Origin of the sequence: Amycolatopsis sp. NPDC059027, assembly GCF_042739735.1 — a bacterium.
GTDB lineage: Bacteria > Actinomycetota > Actinomycetes > Mycobacteriales > Pseudonocardiaceae > Amycolatopsis.
In genome coordinates this window covers 77138-94696 of sequence record NZ_JBHYIK010000014.1, presented here as the reverse complement: position 1 = coordinate 94696, position 17559 = coordinate 77138, and the positions used below count along the sequence as shown (strand labels likewise).

At 68.7% G+C, this 17559-nt stretch carries 15 protein-coding genes; 10 read left to right on the top strand and 5 right to left on the bottom strand.

Going from position 1 to position 17559, the window contains the following annotated elements; all coding sequences use genetic code 11:
* Positions 1–244: 244 nt before the first annotated feature.
* A complete protein-coding gene (locus ACFWY9_RS12425) occupies positions 245–1351 on the bottom strand; it encodes a methyltransferase domain-containing protein (RefSeq protein WP_378328066.1) in 1107 nt (368 codons plus the stop codon).
* 389 nt (positions 1352–1740) lie between these two features.
* Positions 1741–1896, bottom strand: a complete 156-nt coding sequence (locus ACFWY9_RS12420; RefSeq protein WP_378328065.1) for a hypothetical protein — start codon at positions 1894–1896, stop codon at positions 1741–1743.
* Positions 1897–2017: 121 nt separating this feature from the next.
* Between ACFWY9_RS12420 and ACFWY9_RS12415 the strand changes: the two genes are divergently transcribed.
* Both ACFWY9_RS12415 and ACFWY9_RS12410 read left to right on the top strand, forming a co-directional pair.
* Entirely contained in the window at positions 2018–3130 is a 1113-nt protein-coding gene (locus tag ACFWY9_RS12415) for a helix-turn-helix domain-containing protein (protein WP_378328064.1), read from the top strand.
* Between the two features lie 143 nt (positions 3131–3273).
* Positions 3274–3834: an HD family hydrolase gene (locus ACFWY9_RS12410; protein ID WP_378338872.1), complete on the top strand. Its 561-nt coding sequence runs from the start codon at positions 3274–3276 to the stop codon at positions 3832–3834.
* A 388-nt stretch (positions 3835–4222) separates the two neighbouring features.
* Here ACFWY9_RS12410 and ACFWY9_RS12405 read toward each other — a convergent pair whose 3' ends face one another.
* Positions 4223–5725, bottom strand: coding sequence for an FGGY-family carbohydrate kinase (locus ACFWY9_RS12405; RefSeq protein WP_378338871.1), 1503 nt, complete (start codon positions 5723–5725; stop codon positions 4223–4225).
* A gap of 93 nt (positions 5726–5818) precedes the next feature.
* On the opposite strand from ACFWY9_RS12405, the gene ACFWY9_RS12400 reads away from it, so the two are divergent.
* The 8 genes from ACFWY9_RS12400 to ACFWY9_RS12365 all read left to right on the top strand — a co-directional run bounded on the left by ACFWY9_RS12400 (position 5819) and on the right by ACFWY9_RS12365 (position 16538).
* A complete protein-coding gene (locus ACFWY9_RS12400; RefSeq protein ID WP_378328062.1) occupies positions 5819–6811 on the top strand; it encodes a LacI family DNA-binding transcriptional regulator in 993 nt (330 codons plus the stop codon).
* 168 nt (positions 6812–6979) lie between these two features.
* On the top strand, positions 6980–8503 hold the full coding sequence (locus ACFWY9_RS12395) for a sugar ABC transporter ATP-binding protein (RefSeq protein ID WP_378328110.1): 1524 nt from the start codon (positions 6980–6982) through the stop codon (positions 8501–8503).
* A complete protein-coding gene (locus ACFWY9_RS12390) occupies positions 8500–9537 on the top strand; it encodes an ABC transporter permease (protein ID WP_378328061.1) in 1038 nt (345 codons plus the stop codon). The genes ACFWY9_RS12395 and ACFWY9_RS12390 overlap by 4 nt, the downstream gene beginning before the upstream one ends.
* Before the next feature lie 23 nt (positions 9538–9560).
* Positions 9561–10571, top strand: coding sequence for a substrate-binding domain-containing protein (locus ACFWY9_RS12385; RefSeq protein WP_378338870.1), 1011 nt, complete (start codon positions 9561–9563; stop codon positions 10569–10571).
* Positions 10572–10732: 161 nt separating this feature from the next.
* The gene (locus ACFWY9_RS12380; RefSeq protein ID WP_378338869.1) at positions 10733–13183 is read left to right on the top strand and encodes a glycoside hydrolase family 172 protein; all 2451 of its coding nucleotides are present in this window, start codon (positions 10733–10735) and stop codon (positions 13181–13183) included.
* Between the two features lie 143 nt (positions 13184–13326).
* A complete protein-coding gene (locus tag ACFWY9_RS12375) occupies positions 13327–14739 on the top strand; it encodes an L-fucose/L-arabinose isomerase family protein (protein ID WP_378338868.1) in 1413 nt (470 codons plus the stop codon).
* A gap of 5 nt (positions 14740–14744) precedes the next feature.
* Positions 14745–15689, top strand: a complete 945-nt coding sequence (locus tag ACFWY9_RS12370) for a family 43 glycosylhydrolase (RefSeq protein ID WP_378338867.1) — start codon at positions 14745–14747, stop codon at positions 15687–15689.
* Between the two features lie 96 nt (positions 15690–15785).
* Entirely contained in the window at positions 15786–16538 is a 753-nt protein-coding gene (locus tag ACFWY9_RS12365; protein ID WP_378338866.1) for a sulfite exporter TauE/SafE family protein, read from the top strand.
* On the opposite strand, the gene ACFWY9_RS12360 is transcribed toward ACFWY9_RS12365, so the two are convergent.
* The gene (locus ACFWY9_RS12360) at positions 16513–16665 is read right to left on the bottom strand and encodes a hypothetical protein (RefSeq protein WP_378328055.1); all 153 of its coding nucleotides are present in this window, start codon (positions 16663–16665) and stop codon (positions 16513–16515) included. The genes ACFWY9_RS12365 and ACFWY9_RS12360 overlap by 26 nt on opposite strands.
* An 84-nt stretch (positions 16666–16749) precedes the next feature.
* Complete coding sequence (locus ACFWY9_RS12355) at positions 16750–17448, bottom strand: DeoR/GlpR family DNA-binding transcription regulator (RefSeq protein WP_378338908.1); 699 nt, start codon at positions 17446–17448, stop codon at positions 16750–16752.
* Positions 17449–17559: the final 111 nt, after the last annotated feature.

The following is a 17559-nucleotide window of genomic DNA, read 5'->3' as shown; positions in this document are numbered from 1 at the left end:
GGGGGGGGTGCCGCTGTGGCTGCCCTAGTTTGTCTCTCACTATCTTAGACTCCTCACCTCGCCGATCCCCCCCCCCCGGGGGCCCCCCCCCCACGCCGCGTGCCTGCCGATGCTCGCCAACATCGGCGGCAAGGGTGCCTGGTACAACGACCAGGTCGCCAGGGAACGCGCCGACCGGCTGTTCGTCGCCGTCCCCTTCATCCTCGCCGCCGGAACCCTCGCCGACTGACCGAGGGTGTTCGGCCTACTTAATCTCCCAGCTGTAACCGGTCGGGTTGGCCAGCCATACCGTCTGTGTGCCGTCCGGTGCGACGGTCAGCCCGTAGGACTGCGGCTGTGGTTCGCCGTTGTGCTGCCACCATTCGTAGGCCGTGAGGGCTTCGTCCCACAGTCGCCGCGGGCCGAACTGCCAGACCGGCAGCGCGTCGGCTCGTGGGTCGGCGTCGATGCGGGCCCAGGATCCGCTGGCGGTGTCGTGGAATTCGACGATGTGCCGGTATTGGACGTCGGTGTCCGCCCAGTGGGTCAGGTAACAGGCGGGCACACACAGGCCGATGGTGAACGCGGCGCGCTCGAACGCGACCAGCTCGTACACGTCGCCGCCCCGCAGCGTCGTCGTGGACTTGTCGGCGTGCTCGATCTGTTCCTCGGTCGGGTCGAGGAATGTGTTGCGCTGACCGCGGACCCGCATGAATTCCAGGCTGCGCCCGAACCGTCCTGACGCCTGCCCGTCACCGTGGACGACGAGTCGCAGGAGCGCGCCGTTGCAGTAGTCGGTGCCCCACGGCATGCCCAGTACGCCGCCTTCGGCGGTCTGCTCGATCCACACCGGGGGCACTCGCCGCACCGACGCGGTCGCGATCACCCGGTCATAAGGCGACCCGGCACGATAGCCTGCGGTGCCGTCCCCCTCGATCACCGTCACCCGATACGGCGTGACCGCCAGCACGGCCCGAGCCGTATCGGCGACCTGGCCATCGACCTCGACCGACACCACCCGCCCGTCCGGGCCGACCCGATGGCCCAGCAGGGCGGCATTCCAGCCCGTGCCGGTACCGATCTCCAGAACCTGGTGACCTGGTTTCACGTCGAGCTCGTCGAGCATCATCGCGACGAGCGAGGGCTGACTGCTCGAGCTCGTCGGCACCCGCCCGATCCCGCCGACCGGGTGTCCGTCGTCGACCTGAGTCACGATCGGCCCGCCGGAGTTCACCAGCGCCCACCACCGTTGCCCGTCCGTCGTCCGCGAGACCGGCACGAAACCGTGACCGTCGGGATTGTCGTCCCAGATCACCTCCGGGATGAACAGCTCCCGGGGCACCTCGTCGAGCACACTCGGCCGCTTTGTCACGTTCAATTCTTCCCATGCTTGCCGGTTTCGTCTGGTCGTTCATGCACAGTAGATATTCACCGCGCCGTCGTACGTCGGCGCGGAGCCGAATCACGCGCGTGGGTGCGGCACAGGTCGAAGGACCGACCGGTGAGAAGAAGATGGCGGATAACCACCCGGCGGTGGCGAATAGCCCATCTCCGCGCGGTACTCGCGCTCACAATCCCAGCACTGGAGCAGCACACCGTGCGTATCCCGATCCCGACGGTCGCAGTACTCCGCGGTGGCAACGAGACCACACAACATCGCGACCACCTCGCCCGGCGCGGGCAAATGATGGAGCCACGCCCGATGCCACACCCCATCGACAATCGGATGCAGATGCGCGAGATCGACATAAATCCGCGCGCTCATGGTCGGCGCTCCAGCTGGTCGCCGATGTTTTCCTCAGCCCGGTCAGGTTGCTGGCGCTCTGCTTCGGCAGCCAACTGCTGGTGAAGCTGCTGCGCGGCCATCACGCGCGCCGCGATCTCAAGCCCGTCGGTGCCCTTTCCCGTCACGTTCACCGCGCACCGCCCCTTTGTTCCAGACGCTTCCGACCCTGGTTCTCCCTCAGGTAGCCTTGTCGTCACACGGCGTCATCGGAATAGGGTCGCCGTTTGCAGGGGTTTGCAGACTGGTGGTCATGTGAGCGGGCTGGGCGAACGACTGAAAGCGGCACGGAACGCGGCGGGCATCAGCCTGGCCGCTATGGCAGCAAAGACCCACTACAGCAAGCCATACCTCAGCCAGCTTGAAGGCGGAACCCGGACCGTCAAGCCCGCCCATGTCACCGCTTACTCGCGCGCGTTGAGCATCTCCGTAGAGTCACTGTACGGCCCCGCCCTCGACCCGCTCCGAGTCGCGCACGAATGGCTTGTGGCCGATACGCCGGTGGCACAGCACCGGCAGGCCGGCCGACGCGTCGGAGAAAGTCTCGTCGGTGAGTTGGAGCGTCGTGTTGTGGAGCTTCGCCATCTTGATGACACGGTGGGTGGAGGCGACCTCATCCCACTCGTGCGGCGCGAGCTGGCCGAGGCGGCGGCGGTTGTGAGGTGCGGAAGCTATCCCGGGTCCGTCGGACGGCGGCTCCGCGTAGTGGTTGGCGAACTGGCGCAGTTGGCAGGATGGGTTGCGAGTGACGCGGGGGCTTACGTAGAAGCCGAGCAGACCTACCTCAGCGGTGTCTCGGCGGCACAGGAGGCAGGGGACACTGTCCTGGCTGGACAGCTCCTTTCGTCACTGTCGTACCAGATCTCAAACGTGGGCAATCCAGCCGACGCGGCGCTCCTGGCGAAGAGCGCCGTAGCTGGTGCCCGCGACGCCTCGCCGGTTGTGCGGGCGCTGCTTCTGGAGCGCGTTGCGTGGGCCAGCGCACGCTCTCGCGACCGGGACGCAGCTCGGCGAGCACTCGACGCGGTCGATAATGCCTTTGCGGCTCGCGTGCCGGGCATCCCAGAGCCGGAGTGGGTTTACTGGATGTCCCGGGACGAGATCGACGTCATGGCGGCACGATGCCTGATCGAACTCGGCGACCCGGCGAGCGTGTCGCCGCTGCTGAGTGCCGCCATCAACGACTATGACGCGGGCCATGCACGCGAGAAGGCCCTGTATCAAACATGGCTCGCGGAGTCGTACGCCCGAGCGGGCGAATTGGATGCGGCGCGCAATGTCATCGAACGAGCCCGAACAACAACAGCCGGGGTGAACTCCGCACGGCTAGCGGGTCGGGTCGAGGAGATCGAACAACTTGTGCGTTAGTCGCTCTTCCTCCGAGCGGTAGCCGCTACACGACCGGGCGAGCAGGGGCCAGCCGACCGGCTGTTCGCGATTCGCCAAAGGCGGACGCCCCCAGCCCGGGGTTACGGTGCCTCAATGCGCATCGCCGACCGATAAGGAGAAACGTGACCGACCACGCCGAAGGCATCGCCACATTCAGCTACGAGCTGGGCTTGCTCAAGCGCATCCGGCGCGCCGGGTGGTGGCAAGTCGGCGTGCGTGATCCCGAATCGGTCGCCGAGCACAGCCTGCGAGCCGCGCAGCTTGCGGCGCTCCTGGCCGCCGAAGAAGGCTGCAACCCCGAACGAGCCGCGTACCTGGCGATCTGGCATGACGCTCAAGAGACGCGAACCGGCGACCTGCCGCACACCGCCAAGCCATACCTGACCAAACCCGACCCCCGCGCAGTCACCCATGACCAGACCGCGCCGCTCCCACAACCAGCACGCGACTCCGTGCGCGCCGCCGTAGAAGAGTACGAGAACGCCGCCACGCCGGAAGCACTGTGCGCCAAGGACGCGGACAAACTGGAGATGCTGCTTCAAGCGGTGGAGTACCGCGAGATCGGCGCGCAGCGCGTAGACGGCTGGATCGAAAGCGCCTGCAAGGGACTCAGCACCGCGACCGCACGGCGCGTCGCAGAGATCGCCACAACGCTGTCTCCGCTGGCGTGGCGCGAACGCTAGACCGACCCGGCCAGACTCCCCATCGACACCAACCTTGTCCTTTGTGGACTTTTGCGCTGTGAAGGGGTCCTTTAGTGCGTTGGATGCTATGAAGGTCCCCTTCAGGGCCTTCGTGGTGTCTCGCAACGTGTGACGAGCGAAGTCGCCCTCGCGAGCATATGCGACCGGTGGATCCAGGTTGATCGTCCGAACGGAGCATTCACGACATGCGACGCTGCCGCGCGACGGCTCACCACCACGACGAACCCCATGAGCAACACACACCACGCGAGTCACGCACTCCCGGACCCCGCCGAACGCCCTGAAGGGAGCCTTCACAGCGTTCAACGCCCTCAAGGACCCCTTCAGAGCACCATAATCCACAAAGGACAAACGGGCGGCCCCGAGGCTACGGCGTCTCAGCAGCACGCTGTTGAGCGGCGAGGAAATGCGTGGTCTCCGCCGTCGCGTTGTAGAGCGCGCGGTAATGCCGATAGAACTCGTCGTACCGCGCGGTCAGCGCCGGATCGGGTTCGACGGTCGAGGCGATCGGGTTCCAGCGCGCGGCGTCGACCTCGACGCCGGCGCCTTCCGCCGCGAGCAATGCATCGCCGAGGCAAGCGCCGATCGTCTCGGCGGGCACCTGCTGCGCCAACCCGGTCACGTCCGAGACGATGCGGGTCCAGAGCCCGCCGGTGGTCCCGCCGCCGACCGCGACCAGCCGCCCGGCCGCGCCCCCGGCCTGTTCCATCGCCTCGAAGTTGTGCCGGACGCCGTACGCGATGCCCTCCAGCGCCGCCCGGTACAGCTCGGCCGTGCCGTGCCCGGTGGTCAGCCCGGCGAAGATGCCCCGCGCGTCGGGGTCGAACAGCGGCGTGCGCTCCCCCGCGAAGTACGGCAGCAGCAGCAAACCCCGGCTGCCCGCCGGGACTTCGGCCGCCTGCGCGACGAGTTCCGCGTAGTCGCGGCCGAAAAGCTTGCGCAGCCAGTCGGTGATCGAACCGGACGTCGCCATCCCGGCGGCGAGCGTGAAACTGCCCGGCGTGACACCGCGGGTCCCCCACAGCCCCGGATGCGGACGCGGTTCGGTCAGCACCTGAATGAGGAACATCGTGGTGCCGTACATGACCATGACGTCACCAGGTTCGCGAACACCGACGCTCGTCGCCTCCGCCCAGGCATCGACGGTGCCCGCGACGACCGGCAGCCCACGAGGCAGGCCGGTCCGCTCGGCGGCCTCGGCACTGACCTCGCCCGCGATTTCCCCAGGCCACAACAGATCCGGCAGTGGCAGACCGGGCGCGACCCGTTCGGCCCAGTCCCGTGCCCAGTCCCCGGCGGCGAGGTCGTACATCGGCGTGCACTGGCTGGCCGAATGGTGATCCAGCACGTACCGCCCGGTGAGCCGGTGCACCACGAACGAACTCGCCATCAGCAGCATCTTCGCGCGGCGATGGACGTCGGGTTCGTGCCGGGCGAGCCAGCGCAGTTTCGGCCCGACCGCCTGGCTCGTCAGCGGCGAGCCACCGCGCGCGACGATGTCCGCCGCGCCCAGTTCGTCGTCCAGTTCGGCGATCTCGGTGACCGCGCGGGTGTCGACGCCGTAGAGGATCGCCGGACGCAGCGGCGTACCCCGTTCGTCGGCGGGCAGCAGGCACGGCCCGATCCCGCTGACCCCGAGGCCGGCCAGCTCGCGCCCCTCGGCCGCGCGCAGCAATTCCCCGGTGATCGCGGTGAAATCGCGCCACCAGACGTCTTCCGCGTCGTGCTCGACCCAGCCGGGATGCGGCGTCGACACGGTGTGCTCGCGGACCGCCCTGGCGAGCACCGTGCCCGCCGGGTCGACCAGCACGCCCTTCGAACTCGACGTCCCGATGTCCACTCCGAGCAACAGACCCGTGCGCGGTGACATCAGACCTCCAGCCACGGCCGACGTTCGGGAAATCGATTACCACGCTATGGTGAAAGCCTCAGATGTGTCAATGCACGGCAGAGGACGACGCAGGTGGCGACGATATCCGACGTGGCAGCGCTGGCCGGGGTGTCCACCGCGACAGTGTCCAGGGTGCTGAACGGAAAGTCCACAGTGGACCCGGCGCTGGCCGAGCGGGTGGCCCGTGCCGCCGAAGAGCTCAGCTATACGCCGAATGGCCTCGCGCGCAACCTGCGCCGCCGCGAAACCGCCGTGCTGGCATTGATCATCTCCGACGTCGAGAACCCGTTCTTCACCGCGATCGCGCGCGGCGTCGAGGACACCGCGCAGGCCGCCGGGTACTCGGTCATGCTGTGCAACTCCGACGAGAACCCGGCGAAGGAACGCCGGTACGTCGAGGTCGCGGCCATGGAACGGCTGGCGGGCGTGATCATGTCGCCCACCACGCCGGACAGCGACGTCCAGCCGCTGCTCGACCATCGCACGCCGATCGTCACCGTCGACCGGCGGCTGCGCTCCGCCGACTGCGACGCCGTGCTCGTCGACTCCCGGGCAGCCGCCAAGGAGGCGACACTGCATCTCGCCGAACGGGGCTACGAGCGGATCGGCTGCATCGCGGGCCCCGCCGGGGTCACGACCGCGGACGATCGGCTCGCCGGATTCCGCGACGGTATCCGGGCCGCCCAGGCCAAGTCCTCGCCCCGCTGGGTACGACGATGCGAATTCCGTGGCATCGCCGGACGTCAAGCGGCCGAACACCTGCTGTCACTCCCCGAACCGCCGGACGCGTTGCTCGTGTCGAGCAGCACGATGGCCGTCGGCGTCCTGCAAGCACTGGCGGACCGGGGTCTGCACGCGGGCAGGGACGTCGGGATCGTCGCCTTCGACGACGCGCCGTGGACGACGTTGATCGATCCGGCGCTGACCGTGGTCGCCCAGCCGGCGAGCGCGATCGGCCAGCTCGCCGCGCGGCTCCTCCTGGCGCGGATCACCGAGGGCACCAAGACGACCAGCACCACGACCATGCGGGCACAGCTGCTCATCCGCGACAGCTCCCACCGCTGAGGAACGCTGGGCCGTTTCGCCCAACCTGGGCAAACGTGCCCGAAGTGACGCTTGACACAGTCAGGACTCCACACCTAGCGTTTTGAGTAATCGATTACCCGTCACCTCCCGCCGACGTGAGGTGTTTGGGAGGTGTCCGTGAGCGTCCCCACCGCACCGCTGGTCGCGATGACCGGCATCAGCAAGGCGTACGGCGGCACCCGCGCCTGCGACGACGTCGACCTGACGGTGCGCGCCGGTGAAGTCCACGCCCTGCTCGGGGAGAACGGGGCGGGCAAGTCGACCCTGATGCGCATCCTGTCCGGCGACGTCACCGATCACCACGGCACTATCGCGATCGAGGGCGCACCGGTGAGTTTCGGCTCGCCGCACGACGCGCAGCGCGCCGGGATCGCGATGATCCCGCAGGAACTCGACCTGGTGCCGGGGCTGTCGATCGCGGCGAACATCTTCCTCGGCCGCGAACTCCGCACCCGCGCAGGCGTGATCGACATCCGCCGGATGAACCGCGAGACCGGAAACCTCTTGTCGCGCACGGGAATCACGCTCGATCCGAAGCGGCTCGTCGGCGAACTGCGCACCGGTGAACAGCAGCTCGTCGCGATCGCCAAGGCACTCGCGCTGGACGCGAAGGTGCTGATCATGGACGAACCGACGTCCGCGCTCTCGCCGGCCGAGGTGGACCGGATGTTCGCGGTGATCACCGAACTCCGCGCGGCGGGCGCCGGCGTCGTCTACATCTCGCACCGCATGGACGAGATCAGCCGGATCGCCGATCGGGCCACGGTCCTGCGCAACGGCCGCGTCGCCGCCGCCTTCGACACCGCCGACCTGACCGTCGCCCAGGTGACCGAGGCACTGGTCGGCCGTCCGGTGCAGACCCTGTTCCGCACCGACCACGGCCGCACCGGACGGGAACTGTTGCGGCTCAACGATTTCGCGCTCCAGCCACGCCGCGTCCGGCCCGGCAGGCGCGAACCGAACGGCATCACGCTGAGCGTGCACGCCGGCGAGATCGTCGGGCTCGGCGGGCTGCTGGGTTCGGGACGCACCGAACTGCTGGAGACGCTCTTCGGCGCGGGCACCCCGGGCCGCTGGCACGGCGAAGTGCGGGTCCGCGACAGCGTGGTGCGACCACGTGGCCCACGGCAGGCGATGCGGCTGGGCATGGCGATGGTGCCCGAGGACCGCCGGATCTCCGGCCTGGCCCTGCCGCACTCGATCCGCGCCAACGCCGTCTTGTCCATAGTGGACAGAATCGCGGTCGGCGGCTACGTGCCCCGGCGCCGGGAGTCCGGGGAGGTCCGCCGCGTCGTCGACGAGCTGAAGATCAAGATCGGCGCGCTCGGCGATCCGGTGAACACGCTGTCCGGGGGCAACCAGCAGAAGGTCGTCCTGGGGAGAGCACTGCTCACCGAACCGAGCCTCCTGCTGCTGGACGAGCCGACCCGCGGTGTCGACGTCGGAGCCAAAGCCGAGATCTACCAGCTGCTTTCGGAGGCGGCGGCGCGCGGGATCGGGGTCCTGCTCGCGTCCTCGGAGCCCGCCGAGCTGGTCGGGCTGTGCGACCGCGTGATCGTGCTGCACGACGGCCGCAGTGTCCGCGAGCTGGACACGCACGACGCGGGCGAGGCGGAACTGCTCGCCGCGGCGATGGGCGAGGAAATGACTGCCGTGGGGGGAGATTCATGAGCGAGCAGCAGACCGAGATCCGGCCGGAACCGGCGAAGTTCCTGCCGAGCCGCGGCGCCTCCGTCGCGGACACCCTCTTCCGTTTCCAGAGCCTGTTCGGCCTGGTGCTGGTGCTGGTGGCCGCGATCGTGTTCTCCCCGCACCGCGACGGCGAACTGTTGTTCCTGACCAGCGACAACCTGTTCAACGTCGTCCGCGCGACCGCCGAGATCGGGATCATCGCGGTCGGGATGACGTTCGTGATCCTGATCGGCGGCATCGACCTGTCGGTGGGCGCGGTGCTCGGGCTCGCCGCGGTCGGCTCGGCCGTGCTCATGGTGCACGACGGCTTCGGTGTCCTCCCGACCGTACTGCTCGTCCTGCTCGCCGGGCTGGTTTTCGGTCTGCTGCAAGGGATCGCGTCGGCGGTGTTCGGCATCCAGGCGTTCATCGTGACGCTGGCGGGGCTGCAGATCGCGCGCGGGCTCGCCCGGATCTGGTCCGGCGGCCAGGGTGTCGCGATCGCGTACGGCGACGGCCCCGGCGAAGCGCCCGTGACGTTCTCGCTGCTCGGTGAGCGTACGTTCAACGGTCTCGTGCCGATCCCCGCGATCATCTTCGTGATCGTCGCCGCGCTCGCGATCATCTTCCTGCGCACCAGCGCGTTCGCCCGGCACCTGTACGCGATCGGCGGCAACGAGAAGGCCGCTCGGCTCTCCGGTGTCGCGGTCACCCGGGTGAAGGTGCTGGTGTTCGGCCTGTGCGGGCTGCTGTCCGCGCTGGCCGGGATCATCCACGCCGGACAGCTCAACCAGGGCAGCCCCAACGACGGCAGCGGTTACGAACTCGACGCGATCGCGGCGGTCGTCGTCGGCGGGACGGCGCTGCAGGGCGGCCGCGGTTCGGTCGTCGGCACCGTCGCCGGCGCGCTGCTGCTCGGCGTGCTCAACAACATCCTGGCGCTCAACAGCGTCGATCCGAACGTGCAGCTGCTCATCAAGGGCCTCGTCATCGTGGCCGCCGCGGGCCTGCAACGACTCCGGCCCACACCGTGAGCCCGGAAACTGGGAGGTATCCGATGTCCGTCCGCGCACGCACCCATCTCACCATCACCGCGCTGGCCGTGCTGGCTCTCACGGCGAGCGCCTGCGGCACCACCAGCGAGAACTCCGGACAGGGCAAGCAGACCGGACCCAGCCAGGCCGCCTGCAAGGGCGCGGGCGGCAGCTTCGTCATCGGGATGAGCCAGGCCAACCTGTCGGAGCCCTACCGCCAGCAGATGAACGACGACATCACGCGCGCGGCGAAGAGCGTCCCGCAGTTCACCGTCAAGTTCGCCGATGCCCAGCAGGACAACAGCAAACAGGTCGCCGACGTCGAGAACTTCATGACGCAGAAGATCGATCTGCTGATCATCAGCCCGAACGAGGCGACCCCGCTCACCGCGGTGGTGAAGAAGGCCTACGACAAGGGAATCCCGGTGCTGGTGCTCGACCGGAAGGTCGACGGTGACGGCTACACGCAGTGGATCGGCGCGGACAACGTCGAGATCGGCAAGCGGGCCGGACAGTTCATGGCCGAGAAGATCCTGCCGCAGGGCGGGAAGATCGCCGAGATCCGCGGGCTCGCCGGGTCGACCCCGGCGAAGGAACGTCAGGACGGCTTCGCGCAGGGGATCCAGGGCAAGAACATCGACATCGTGTCCACAGTGGACGGCGACTGGCTGCGCGAGAAGGGCCAGCAGCAGGCGGACGCGGTGTTCAAGGCCCACCCCGAGATCCAGGCGGTGTACTCGCAGAACGACCCGATGGCCGAGGGCGCATACCTCGCCGCGAAGGCCGCCGGGATCGATCAGAAGCTGAAGTTCATCGGGATCGACGGGCTGCCCATCCCGTCCGGCGGAATCAAGGCCGTCGAGGCGGGACGGCTCGCCGCGACGTTCGTCTACCCCACCGGCGGCCGTGAAGCCGTCGCGTCGGCGAAGCAGCTCTTGATCGACTGCAAGCAGCTCCCGAAGACGCAGATGCTGCAAACCCTGCAGGTCACCAAGGAAAACGCGGCCGAGGCCTACGCGAAGGGCAACAGCTAGGACTTTCCCCGGTCCCCACCGGTAGAGCACCACCGCCCCTCTCTATTCCCGCCCATCCCAACCCGCCCCTCCCCTAACCCCTCCCCATCCCCACCGATCGGAGTGTCGCCATGCGCGCCCGAAGAGCCCGTCACGCCCACAGATCACTACTGATAGCAGCTATGACAGCACTGAGCGTAGTAGGATTCACCGCCACACCGGCCGGCGCGCAGCCCGACCGGCCGCCTTCGCCTGCTTCGGTGGGCCCGATCGGCTGGGACGTCTATCGCTCGCTGGACGCGATGGCGGCGCTGCGGCCGGGTGCGCAGAGCAAGCAGTTCTCCAGCTTCGATCGCACCGGCGGCAACGAGGACGGCTTCGGCGGCGTGTACAGCTGCCTGCGGATCACCGCCGAGGGCTGTGTGATCGCGGAGAAGACCGGCGCCGGTGAGATCGAGAGCATGTGGTTCACCCGCGACTACGGGAACATGGTCAACAACGGCAAGCTCAAGGTCGAACTCGACGGCCGAGCGGTGCTGGACTCCTCGCTCCAGGACATTGTGGACGGACGGCTCGGCGCGCCGTTCGTCTGGCCGCTGGTGGGCAACGGCGACGACACCTCGGGCGGTTCGGTGATCAAGGTCCCGATGCCGTACCAGCACTCGATGCGGGTCACCGTCCAGCACAACCCGCTCTTCTACCACGTCACCTACCGCGAGTTCCCCGACGCGGCGGGAGTGCGTACCTTCGACCCGCGTGATCGGGCACTCGACGTCGTGGATCGCTTGCGGGGCTTCGGGATCCGCGATCCGAAACCCGCCGCGAGCCGGGCGAGGACGAGTTCGGGCACCGCGGACATCCCCGACGGCGGCACGGCGAAGTTCGCCTCACTCGGCGGTCCGGGGACGATCAGCCAGCTCCGGGTGACGCTGCCCCAGCTGATCTCCGAGCCCCGGGTCCGGGACGACGGCCGGGCGTTCGGCGCCGGCGGGCACAGCTCGTTCCGCGTCGCGATCGACCCGGCCAACACCGGCGTCCGGCTGACCCGGCGCCCGGATCCCGCGATCGGCCATCAGGTCGCCGACGTGTCCGTCGACGGCAAACCCGCCGGGCGGTGGACGACCGGTGCCCCGACCCCGCGCGGCGTGTGGGCGGATCAGGTGCTCGACCTCCCGCCGAGCCTGACCGCGGGCAAATCGGCGCTGACCATCACCAACACCTTCGTCTCGTCGGACCTCGACATCAACGAGTTCCGCTACGACGTGCATTCCCGAGTGGACGGAAAGTGGCGGCGCACCGACGTCCTCGACCTCGGTCCGCAGCACCCCGGCGAGGAGAAGGCGCACGGCTACCAGCTGACCATGCAGAGCTGGAACGGCTTCCAGATCTACCGGTACCAGCGTGATCCCGCGACGCTGGCGGCTTCGCAGGCAGTGCTGTCCGGCGCCCGGCTGCGGATCACCTTCGACGGGAAGACCACAGTGGACTCCCCGCTCGGCGAGTTCTTCGGCTCCGGGCTCGGCAAGTTCGACGGCCGCACGATGCTGTCCTCGATCGACGCCACCGACGGCGGCGCGCTCACCGCGTGGTGGCCGATGCCCTACCGCCAGGGCGCGGTCGTCGAGCTGGTGAACCAGAGCGGCCAGCCGATCACGCAGGCCACCGTCGAGGTCACCGCAGCGCCCACGCCCGCCGTCGACGCCGGTCTGCGGCCCGGCGGCGGTCTCGGCTACTTCACCGCGACCAGTCACAAAGGACTGACGCAGAACGGCGCGGACTGGACGATCCTGCAGGCCGCCGGACGTGGCGTGTTCTACGGCGTCACGCAGAGCATGACCGGGCTTATCACCTCCGGCAACCGGCGGGATTATCTGGAAGGCGACGAGCGCGTCTACGTCGACGGCGTCGGCAGCCCGCAATGGCACGGCACCGGGACGGAGGACTTCTTCGAATCCGGCTGGTATTTCCGCGACGGCACGAACTTCGCGATGCCGTTGACCGGGAACCCGGCGTACAAACTGGACGGTGACGGCTGCCGCTACGACTGCACCGGTGCCGTCCGCCTGATGGCAGGCGACGCCGTGCCGTTCTCCTCGGCGCTGACCTTCGGCATCGAACACGGTCCTGCGAACAACGAGCCGGCCGAGTACAGCACCACCGCGTACTGGTACGGGCAGCCCGACGCGGGGATGCGCCAGACCGACCTGGTGGACGCGGGGAACGACACCAGCCGGGACGACCACGACTACACCGCCGAGGGCGAGACCCGGGGCACACTGACGTCGAGTTTCGAAGGAACCCAGTACAAGGTGCCGGTGACGCACGACGTCACCGCCGCGACGGGCGAGGTCGGCTTCACCATGGCGCTGGACCCGCGCAACGCGGGGGCGCGGCTGGTGCGGCTCGGCGATCAGAACGCGGCGTACCAGCAGGCCGCCGTGTTCGTCGACGGGAGACAGGTCGGCACCTGGACCCAGCCGCTGGGCAACAAGACCCTCCGCTGGCTCGAGGACACCTTCGCGCTCCCGGCGGGCGTCACCGGCGGCCGGTCCTCGATCGACGTGCGGATCGTGCCCGCGAAGGGCGCCCCGGCCTGGTCGGCCGCGCAATACCGGCTGGAGGTGCTGACCTGACCCACCGGCACCGCGGACCACTCTGCCTACTAAGCCGACCAAAAGGAGGCGGAGACGGTTCGCAGCCGGTTTGCTTGTATAGACCCGTTTCCGCCGTGGCTGTGGTCGGATTAGTAGCGAACGGCACAGTGTTTGGAGGACACATGGCACGCATCGGCGTGATCAACATTTCGGACGGGCGTGACTACGTCCACGGCGGCATCGCCGACTTCATTCGGTCCAATGAGGACAAGCTCGTGGCGTCCCTCACCGCCGCGGGGCACGAGGTGGTGAGGGCCCCCTCAGCCGTTTCGGCCAACACCCTCGCCACCTCGCACGCCCGCGAGATCGACGCGGCGAACGTCGATCTCACCGTGCTGCACTACTGCGTCTGGGCGTTCCCGCATTTCACGATGCTGGCCGCCGGCGCGCTGCGCGGTCCGCTGGTGCTGGTCGCGAACACCGATCCGGTGCAACCGGGCATGGTCGGCATGCTCGCGGCGGGCGGCGCGCTCGACCAGATCGGCCGCGCCCACGTCCGGCTGTGGGGCGATCCCGAAGATTCCGCACTGGTCGAGGAAATCGGCGTGCGCGCGAGCGCCGCGTCGGCCGTGTCGCGGCTGCGCGGCTCGACGTTCGGGCGGATCGGCGGACGGCCGATGGGCATGAACACCGCGGTCGCGAACACCGATCAGTGGCAGCGGAAGTTCGGCGTCGACGTCGAAGAGATCGACCAGTGGGAGATCGTCCGGCGAGCCGAGGCCGCGGACGCGGCCGAGAAGGCCAAGGCCCGCGACTGGCTGGAACAGCACGCCACCGTGCGCTACGACGGCAAGAAGCTCACCCCCGAACTGCTGGAACGGCAGATCGGCTCGTACCTCGCGATGCGCGAGCTCATCGACGAATGGCATCTCGATTTCAGCGGTATCAAGGGACAACCGGAGCTCACCGGCCACTTCGCGACGATGGACGTCGCGGAGGCGTTCCTGAACGACCCGTACGACTGGAACGGTCCAAAAGAGACACACGTGTGCGCGACCGAGGCCGATATGGACGGCGCGCTGACCATGCAACTGATGAAGCACCTCTCCGGGACGCCGGTGCTCTTCGCCGATGTCCGGCACTACCACGCCGATCGCGACATCTGGGATCTGTGCAACTCCGGGCAGCACGCCACCTGGTTCGCCGCGCGCAGCGACGATCCGGCGGAGAACCTCGCGAAGGTGACGCTCCACCCGGAGGTGTTCTTCTTCCCTGCCGGGGGCGCGTCGGTCGAGCACGTGGCCGCGCCGGGCCGGATGACGCTGGGGCGGCTCACCCGCAAGGACGGCGAGTACCGGCTCCAGCTCATGCTCGGCGAGTTCGAGAACTACGACGAACCCACCACGGCCGCGCTCACCGCGCAGTCCACTCCGGAATGGCCGCACGCGTTCGCCCGTCTCGACGCGCCCGCCGAGACGTTCCTGTCCCGGTTCGGCGCCAACCACATCCACGCGATTCCCGGCGACTGCAGGGCCGAGCTGCGGGCGGTGTGCGAGTTGCTGGACATCACGCTCGACGAATTCACCAGGGAGTGACGACCATGCAGGTGAACAGACGGACGGCGGTGTTGGGCTGCCTCGCGCTGGGTACCACCTTCGGTATGGCGGCGAACGGTGCCACCCCGGCCGGAGCCGCCCCGGCGAAGGACGACTTCACGATCGGGAACTTCGAGAAGATCTACGACCCGAGCGTGGGCGAGAAGGAACCCTGGTATCTCAACGATCACACGTTCATCCAGGACAGGCGGGGCACCTGGCACGTCTTCGGCATCACGCACGCGGAGCCCGCCGATCCCGACCATGAGATCGTCTTCGCCCACGCGACCGCGCCGGAACTGCACGGGCCATGGACGAAACAACCGTTCGCGCTCACGGTCGACCCGGCTTACGGCGAGACGCATCTGTGGGCGCCGCACGTCATCCGCGTCGGCGGCACGTACCACATGTTCTACTGTGGCGGCGGCAAGGAGAACACCAAGTCCGCGATCAACGTGGCGACGTCGCGGGATCTGTTCCACTGGACACGGTATCCGGGCGGCTCGCTGTTCACCGACGGCTACGACGCGCGGGACCCATACGTCATCTGGATCAACGGACGCTGGGTGTTGTTCTACACCGGCAACACCGAGCCCACCGGCGGTCACCACCTCGTGCTCTACCGGACGAGCTACGACCTCCGGCACTGGAGCGACCGGAAAACGGCGTACGTCTCGCCCGAGACGGGCACCTGGGGCGGCCCCACCGAATCGCCGTTCGTGGTGCGGCACGGGCGCTACTGGTACCTGTTCACCGGGCCGCGCCTGGCCTACGCGGGCACGGATGTCTATCGCAGCACCGACCCGCTGCATTTCGAGAACGAAAACCTGGTGGCGCATTTCGCCTCGCACGCGGCGGAAGTGATCCGGGACGACGACGATTGGTACGTCTCGCACGCGGGCTGGGGTCAGGGCGGGCTCTACCTGGCGCCACTCACCTGGCAGCACTGAGTTGTGCTCGCCTGTCGCGGGGCACCGTGGCAGGCGAGCCATCACCGGCCGAAAAACCATACGTGTCAAGCGAATTCGCGATGTTAACGTCGCACGATGACGGCGTCCTTCTTCACCCTGCTCATTGTCGCGGGGATAGCCGCCGGACTGTCGGGGACCATAGCGGGCCTGGCCTCGTTGTTCTCCTATCCGGCGCTCCTCGCGGTCGGCCTGCCCGCGACCGCCGCCAACGTCACCAACACGGTCGCGCTCGCGATCGGCAGCGTCGGCGCGGTCCCCAGTTCACGGCGTGAGCTGTCCGGACAGCTCGGTGCCGCGCGAAGACTGGGTGTCGCGTGTGTACTCGGCAGCGCGGCGGGCGCGGCCCTCGTGCTCGTCAGCCCGCCCGGGGTGTTCGAACGTGTCGTCCCGTTCCTCGTCGGCGCCGCGTCCCTGCTCGTCCTGGTACGACGTCCGCCCCACGAGGACGCCGAAGCCAGGACAGGCGGAGCCCGGCCGTGGCTGGTCACCGCGGGCGCGTTCGCCGTGTCCGTCTACAGTGGATACTTCGCGGCGGCGTCCGGAGTGGTGATGCTGGCCCTGCTGCTGGCCACCATGCCGGAAAGCCTGCTGCGGGTGAACGCCCTCAAGAACCTCCTGCTCGTCGTGACCGACGTGGTGGCGGCGGCCGGGTTCGCCGCCTTCGGCCCGGTGTCCTGGAGCACCGCGCTCCCGCTGACGATCGGCCTGCTCGCGGGTTCCTGGCTGGGCCCCGTGGTGGCGCGGTGGCTGCCCGCGAAGATCCTGCGGATCGGCATCGCGCTGGCCGGGATCGGCCTGGCGATCAAGCTCGGAGCCGACGCGTTCTGAACCACGGCCACGACGCCCGCTTCGGGACGCGGTGCCGTTCCTTGCGTTCGGCGAACGGGGTCAGTCTGCCCTCGGTGCGGTAGTCCATTTCCACCTGCACCATGTCGAAGATCCAGTCGTGTTTCATACCCTCAGGCTGCCCCTGAGGGACGGGCCACGGCATCGGGTGATCACGCCGTTCCCGGGTGGGAAGGCCCCTTACCCCGCCACTTCAGACGGTAAGGACCTCGACGCCGGCGGCCTCGAAAGCCCTTACCGCGGCCGGGTCGGCGTCGGTGTCCGTGACCAGCGTGTGCACGTCGTGGGTCGCGCAGATCCGGGCGAAGGCGCGGCGGCCGAGCTTCGACCCGTCCGCCACCGCGACGACCCGCTCGGCGCGCTCGACCATGAGCCGGTTGATGCTCGCCTCACCCTCGTGGTGGGCGAAAGCGCCGGCTTCGGCGTCGAGCGCGTCCACACCGAGGAAAAGCAGGTCCATCGTCAGCTCGGACAGCACCCGGGTGGCGAGCGGGCCGCTCAGCTCGAACGACTGCGGCCGCGCGACGCCGCCGGTGACGACGATCTTGACGTTGGGCCGCACGGCGAGTTCGTGCGCGATGTTGAGCGCGTTGGTCACCACGGTCAGCCCCGGCGCGTCACCGCGGCTGGCCAGATCGGCCCGCATCGCCAGCGCCCTGGCCACTCCCGCTGTCGTGGTGCCGCCGTTGAGCCCGACCGCCATGCCCCGTTCGGCGAGCGCGGCCGCGGAAGCGCTGATCCGCTGCTTCTCCGGGACGTGCCGGGCGGTCTTGTAGCGCAGCGGCAGGTCGTAGGCGAGGTCGTTGGCGACCGCGCCGCCGCGGGTGCGGGTGAGCAGCTGCTGTTCGGCGAGGTGGTCGAGGTCCCGCCGGATCGTGGGGGCCCCCCCCAGGTGGAGGGGGGCGCCCCCCCCCCCCCCGCGATATAAACCCCGCCCCCCCCCAGTCCCACACCGGCGCCAACACGCGGGTGGCGGCCCCCCGGCGGGGTGCCCACCACACCG